Source organism: Polaromonas sp. P1_F1, from assembly GCF_056405795.1.
Genome location: NZ_JBFUBJ010000014.1, coordinates 22,818 through 28,836, shown reverse-complemented (window position 1 = coordinate 28,836; position 6,019 = coordinate 22,818). Strand labels below are relative to the sequence as shown.

The window sequence follows — 6,019 nt, the reverse complement described above, 5'->3', positions numbered from 1 at the left end:
CCTTCCGTAGCCGACCCCCAGGCCCAGCGGGCCGCCGCCTTCGCCGTAGCTCAGCGAGACATCGGTCTGCTTGTAGTCGCTTTCAAAGCGGACCGGGCCGGCCGCGGTTTCCGGCAGGCCTTCACCATTGAAGTAATGGCCGGCGCGGAAAACGAAGTTGCTGATCACCGGGCTGGCGTAGCCGATGGCATTGGACACCCGGGTGCGTGCATTGAAGATGGAGGAGCCAATCGCGGTGGCGCCGGCGTCATGGATGACGTACTCCACGTTGCGGCCCAGGATCGCATAGATCGGCGTGCGGCTGGGCGCGGCCGAGTCAATGCGCCCGATGTTGACCACACCGAAGTCGCCGCCAATTCCCACGAACGAATTGCGGTACATCGGCGAGGTCGTCGCCCCGGTGTCGGAAGAGATCGCAGCCTCGATCCCGAAGAAGGCCTTGAGCCCTCCGCCCAGGTCCTCGGTTCCCTTGAAGCCGAACCGGGACGCGTTGCCCGTGATGAGCGTCTGCGAGACCGAGCCGGTCTTCGAGTTCTCGAAGCTCGTATCCATCTTCCCGTAGATCGTTACCGTGCTTTGCGCCAACGCGGCAACGGGTGCTATTGCACCGGCAGCAACCGCTGCCAGGCAGATCATCTTGTAATTCATTCCTCACTCCTCAAAGTTTTCTATAGATAGCGGGAGCCCAATCACCGCCGTATGGATATTCGCGGGCAAAGTTCGCCCAGGCCCGAGAAGATTTCGTCTTCCACGGGGCAGCAACTCACAGGTGCGTGTATGTGCGCGTCAACCGTCTGGCTGCGGCAGCGTGGTGGGGTGGTGAAGGTTCATGCGCGGCTATTCCAGAACAATCTTGTTGGCCTGAGCGACATCCTTGAAGAACCGGATGCGTTGAATGACTTCCTGCCGGTATTCGGCGGGGCGCACGTTCTCGGGCAGCATCGCACCGCGTTTGCGCCAGGCTTCCAGCGTGTCCTTGTCGCGAAGAATGGTGCGTACCGCGTCGTAGAGTTTCTGGATGATGGCCTCCGGCGTTTTTGCCGGCGCTGCCAGCCCCGTCCACGACGTGAGGTTCAGGTCGGGCAGCTTGAGTTCGTCGAAGGTGGGAACATCAGGCAACTGCGGTGCGCGCAGCGGCGAGGCGACGGCCAGTGCGCGCAGGCTTCCGCTCTGCAGCATGGCCAGGTTGGAGGGCAGGTTGTTCCACGTCAGCTGAACCTGCCCCGAGAGCAGATCCGTCAGTGCCGGTCCGGCGCCCCGGTAGGGAATGTGCGTGATGAACAGGCCCAGCTTCGACTTGAGCAGCTCCATGCTCAGGTGTGCCACCGAGCCGTTGCCCGACGATGCGTAGTTCAATTTGCCGGGGTTGGCCTTGGCGTAGCGTACAAATTCGGCAAAGGTCTTGACCGGGAGCTTGGCGCTGGCGACCAGCACGTTCGGCAGCCTGTCGATCAGCGTGATGTAGGCGAAATCGTTCACTGCGTCATAAGGCAGGTTGGGTGACACCGCCGGATTGACCACATGGGTCGACTGCGAAGTGACGACCAGCGTATAGCCATCGGGCGCGGCCTTTGCAACAATGCCGGTGCCAATGGCGCCACCTGCGCCGGCCTTGTTGTCGATCACGACCGGCTGGCCCAGCAGCCTGCCCAGTTTGTCGGCCATGGCGCGTGCTGAGATGTCCACCGCCCCGCCCGGCGGGAACGGCACGATGAGGGTAATGGGACGGCTCGGGTAAGCCTGCGGCTGGCTGAATGCCGGGCACGCCACCGCGCTCGCCGCGCCGGCCGCTATGCCCAGGAATTTCCGACGGCTTGGGATGGTGATCATGCTGTGTCCTTGATGTTGACGTGGCGTTTCGGGTGGGTGGTTTCTTCCCTGATGTACCCCGCGATGGCCTGCAGCACCAGGTGAATGCGCTTCTTGAGTTCAGGAAACTGCCGCTTCGGCTCGCGTGTTGTTTCGTTGAGGTAGAGCGACCTGTTGATTTCGATCTGCAGGCTGTGCTGTCCGTGTGCGGGCCGGCCAAGAGTGCGCACCAGGTCTTGCCCCGCATAGGGGTCGTTCAGTGCGACGGTGTAGCCTTGCCGCTTGAACTCGTCCCCGACGAAGTCAGCGAAAGCCGCGCTGCAGCTGGCGCCATGCAGGTTGCCCAGCACGATGTCGGCCAGCGGCTTGTCCGGCAACCCCAGGCGCACATACGCGTTGCTCGGCATGGAATGGAGGTTGAGGTGCCACCGTTCACCCTGCGGGGTGCTTGACTGGGCCAGCGCGTCCTCCAGCGCATGGCGATACGGCCGCCAGCAGCTTTCAATCCGGTGTTTGATTTCGTTGGCATGAAGCCGGCGGCTGTAGATCGGCTGTAGTGTCGGAGTCTTGCTGAACACCAGGCCGTTACCCAGCCGCAGGCAGGGTTGAGAAGGGGCCACTGGCTCAGCCCACTCTCCGTCCAGCATCGCAAGGTCGATGTCGTCCTCGCTGCGGTTGGGGTCGATATAGCTGCGCGGAAACGTCGCGTGCACCAGCGTCGCGCCGACCAGCGGCGCCGCGTCCCAAAGCTGCTCGATCAGCGTGTCTTCGCACTGCCGCAGTTGCTGCAATTCAATGGAAAAATCGAAGTCCTGCGGATAGTAGGTGCCGCTGTGGGGGGAGTCGCACACCAGTGCGATGGGATCAACGACGGGTCGGACGACTTTGACGGGTTCGGCGCGGGACATGGTTTGGCTCATGGCGGGTAGTGTGGCGCCGCGAGTGCTGCGCGACAAACGACAATTTCAAAGCTGCTGATTAGATGATCTAATAGGGCCATGAAATTCAAGTCGCCGTCGCTGGCCGAACTGCACGCGTTTCTTGGGGTCTGCCAATTGGGGAGTTTTCGCCGCGCGGCGGAAGTTCTCTCTGTCACGCAGGGCGCCGTCAGCCAGGCCATCCTGCGCCTGGAACAACGGCTCGGCTGCAGCCTGTTCGACCGTCAGCAGGCGGGCGTTGTGCCCACAGTCCGCGGGCGCGAATTCCAGAAGCTGGTCGAAACCCATGTCGCCGGGCTGGAGGCGGCGGTCACCCAGTTCGGCGGAGAGTCATTGCAACACAAAGTGCGGGTGAGCGTCATACCAACCCTCGGAACGCGCTGGCTGGTCCCCAGGCTCGCGCAATTCAAGTCCTTGAATCCCAATGTTGAGGTGGAGCTGCGCCAATTTCATTTCGACGAAGACTTCAAGCGCGACGACGTGGACCTGTGGATCGCGCTCAGGCGTCCCGGAAGGAGGTGGCCACGCGGTATCCGCGGACGCTATCTGCTGGGCAACGAGATCACGCCCGCCTGCACGCCCGCACTTGCGCGAAGCATTCAGCATCCGCGGGATCTCGCCGCACATACCCTTCTTCATCACATCAACTACCCCGACAACTGGGCCGTATGGATGGAGGGTGCAGGTTTAAAGCAGCCCAAGCCAGCATTGGGCCCGGGGTTCGATCTGGGCAACAACCTCATCGTCGCGGCATGCGCCGGCATGGGAGCCATCGTCATCCAGCCGTGCCTGATTGAGAGCGAACTCGAAAGCGGCAAGCTGGTCCTGCCCTTCGACACCCGGGTCCTGATCTCGCGCGGGTATTACCTTTGCCAACGATCAGCTGCCGCCCACAGCAATCGCGCCGTTGAAGCGTTTGCCTCATGGCTGCAAGAGCAGGCCGGCAACACGGCCGGCGCCTGACCTCTCCCAGGCGCTGCGATCAGGCTGCGCCGGCCCCGTCCTCGCGGGCCGGCAGGCCCATGCCCTTGGGCAATCCCTCGCGCAGTGCTTCGATAAAGCGGCGCAGCTTGGCCGGATAAAAATTCGAATAGGGGTAGATCAGGTAGACCGGCAGGGGCTCGGCACACCACTGCGGCGCCAGATGCAGCAGCCGGCCCTCGGCCACGTCGCCCGCCACCAGCCAGGTCGAAGCGATGCTCGCACCCAGGCCCAGCAGCGTGGCGTTGCGCAGGGCAAACAGGCTGTCCGTGCCCAGGCGCGGCCGTATCGCAAAGCGGTGTTCTTCGCGGCGCTGGTCGGCGTGGCGGCGGATCAGCACCACCTCGTTGCGGTAGAACGTTTGCAGGGCCAGCCAGGGCAGGGCCTGCAGACCGGTGGGATGCAGCGGCGGCGGTTTGTCTTGCAGCAATGAGGGCGCTGCCACCACGATGCGCCGGACTTCAGCGATCTTCACAGCCACCAGGGAGGGGTCTTCCACCGTGCCCACATGCACCGCGCAGTCGATGCCCTGCGTGATGAAGTCGGGCGTGCCGTCATGCAGCAGCCACTCCACCGTGACGCGTTCGTGGCGCCGCAAATAGTCGACCACCGGCCCCACCAGCTGCTGCTGGCCCAGCGCATGCGGTACCACCACACGCAGCGTGCCCTCCGGCACTTCCTGTGTGCCGCGCAGGTCGGCCTCAAAAGCCCCCCAGTTGCCCAGCAGCTCCTTGGCACGGGCAAAGCAGCGCTCGCCACCCTCCGTCAGTTTCATCGCGTGGGTGGAGCGCTGCAGCAGCTTCAGGCCCAGCGAACGTTCCAGCGCCTGAAGGCGCCGGCTGACTGTGGGTTGCGTGGCGTTCATCTGCGCTGCGGCGGCGGACAGGCTGCCCGCCTCCACGATGCGCACAAAGGTCTGCATGAGTTCGATCCGGTCCGGTGCGGTTTTCATGAGGTACCCCAGGTTACTTATGCGTTTTGCGTATGACCATTGTGCCCAATAGCAGCCTTCACAGCGCAAAACCTCACCCGCATACTCGCGTCCTGCCTCAAATCGGGATTTTCCTCATGACTTCTACAGCTAATACGCATGACCAAACCGGGCCCGGCTTGCCGTTCCCATTGATTCTCCTGCTCGCCACCGGTGCCGGCCTGGCCGCAGCCTCGCTCTATTACAGCCAGCCCATGCTGGCCTTGCTGCTTGCTGAGTTCCAGTCCACGCCCGCCGCCATCGGCCTGGTGCCCACGCTGACCACGCTCGGTTATGCGCTGGGCATAGGACTCCTCGCGCCGCTGGGCGATCGCTATGACCGCCGGCGCATCATCCTCGGCAAGGCCGCCGCTCTGGTGCTGGCGTTGCTGCTCGCCGCCGCCGCGCCGTCCGTGGCGGTGCTCGCACTGGCCAGCCTCGCGATCGGTCTTGCGGCCACGCTGGCGCAAGACATCGTGCCGGCCGCCGCCACACTCGCACCCGAAGCCCGTCGCGGCAAAACCGTGGGCACGGTGATGACCGGCCTGTTGCTGGGCATCCTGCTGTCGCGCGTGGTGGCCGGCGTCGTGGCTGAGCAGTTCGGCTGGCGCAGCATGTTTGTGGGCGCGGCCCTCAGCATTGCGCTGCTGGGCGTGGCGGTGTGGCGGCGGCTGCCGCGCTTTGAGCCGACCACGCAGCTGCCCTACCTGGCGCTGCTAGGCTCGCTTGCCACGCTGTGGAAGCGCCACGGCGCGCTGCGCCGCGCGGCCACCGCACAGGGCCTGATCAGCATCGGCTTCAGCGCCTTCTGGTCCACGCTGGCCATCATGCTGCACGCCGAGCCCTTCAACCTGGGCAGCGGCGCCGCTGGCGCCTTCGGTGTGGCCGGTGCCGCCGGTGCGCTCGCAGCACCGCTGGCCGGCCGCATCGCCGACAGCAAAGGCCCTGAAGTCGTCACCCGGCTGGGCGCTGTGCTGGTCGCCGCCGCTTTCATCGCCATGGCCTGTGGCCCCAACCAGCTGTGGCTCATTGCGCTGGGTGCAGTGGTGTTTGACCTGGGCGCGCAGGCCACGCTGATTGCTCACCAGACCATCGTCTACGGCATTGAACCCGCCGCGCGCAGCCGGCTCAATGCGGTGCTGTTCATCGGCATGTTCAGCGGCATGGCCGGCGGTGCGTGGCTGGGTAGCGTGGTGCTGGCGCACGCCGGCTGGCAGGGCGTGTGCGTGATGGCCGCGGTATCGGGTGCGGCAGCACTGGTGGTGCGAATGTGGCCAGCGAAGAAACTGGTGCGCTGCGCCGCGTGAAAACGACGCTGAAC

General features: G+C 64.6%; 6 protein-coding genes. 2 read left to right on the top strand and 4 right to left on the bottom strand.

Annotation, left to right across the window (positions count from 1 at the left end):
* The 3 genes from AC1DZE_RS23085 to AC1DZE_RS23075 form a co-directional block, all read right to left on the bottom strand.
* On the bottom strand, positions 1-648 hold a 648-nt coding region (locus AC1DZE_RS23085; protein WP_477700599.1), incomplete at its 3' end, for a porin.
* A gap of 189 nt (positions 649-837) precedes the next feature.
* Positions 838-1,830, bottom strand: a complete 993-nt coding sequence (locus AC1DZE_RS23080) for a Bug family tripartite tricarboxylate transporter substrate binding protein (RefSeq protein ID WP_477670499.1) — start codon at positions 1,828-1,830, stop codon at positions 838-840.
* Positions 1,827-2,729 (bottom strand): N-formylglutamate amidohydrolase, encoded by a 903-nt coding sequence (locus AC1DZE_RS23075; protein WP_477700598.1) that lies wholly within the window; start codon positions 2,727-2,729, stop codon positions 1,827-1,829. Before AC1DZE_RS23075 ends, AC1DZE_RS23080 begins: the two co-directional genes overlap by 4 nt.
* A gap of 78 nt (positions 2,730-2,807) precedes the next feature.
* Here AC1DZE_RS23075 and AC1DZE_RS23070 point away from each other — a divergent pair, with 78 nt between their 5' ends.
* Positions 2,808-3,710, top strand: coding sequence for a LysR substrate-binding domain-containing protein (locus AC1DZE_RS23070; protein ID WP_477672047.1), 903 nt, complete (start codon positions 2,808-2,810; stop codon positions 3,708-3,710).
* Positions 3,711-3,729: 19 nt separating this feature from the next.
* Here the strand turns inward: AC1DZE_RS23070 and AC1DZE_RS23065 are convergent, their stop codons facing one another.
* Positions 3,730-4,680: a LysR family transcriptional regulator gene (locus AC1DZE_RS23065; RefSeq protein ID WP_477672046.1), complete on the bottom strand. Its 951-nt coding sequence runs from the start codon at positions 4,678-4,680 to the stop codon at positions 3,730-3,732.
* Between the two features lie 116 nt (positions 4,681-4,796).
* On the opposite strand from AC1DZE_RS23065, the gene AC1DZE_RS23060 reads away from it, so the two are divergent.
* The gene (locus AC1DZE_RS23060) at positions 4,797-6,005 is read left to right on the top strand and encodes an MFS transporter (protein WP_477670503.1); all 1,209 of its coding nucleotides are present in this window, start codon (positions 4,797-4,799) and stop codon (positions 6,003-6,005) included.
* Positions 6,006-6,019 lie beyond the last annotated feature (14 nt).

Coding starts and splice junctions, on each gene's coding strand:
- AC1DZE_RS23080 (WP_477670499.1), bottom strand. CDS start 1,830: ATGATCACCATCCCAAGCCGTCGGAAATTCCTGGGCATAGCGGCCGGC.
- AC1DZE_RS23075 (WP_477700598.1), bottom strand. CDS start 2,729: ATGAGCCAAACCATGTCCCGCGCCGAACCCGTCAAAGTCGTCCGACCC.
- AC1DZE_RS23070 (WP_477672047.1), top strand. CDS start 2,808: ATGAAATTCAAGTCGCCGTCGCTGGCCGAACTGCACGCGTTTCTTGGG.
- AC1DZE_RS23065 (WP_477672046.1), bottom strand. CDS start 4,680: ATGAAAACCGCACCGGACCGGATCGAACTCATGCAGACCTTTGTGCGC.
- AC1DZE_RS23060 (WP_477670503.1), top strand. CDS start 4,797: ATGACTTCTACAGCTAATACGCATGACCAAACCGGGCCCGGCTTGCCG.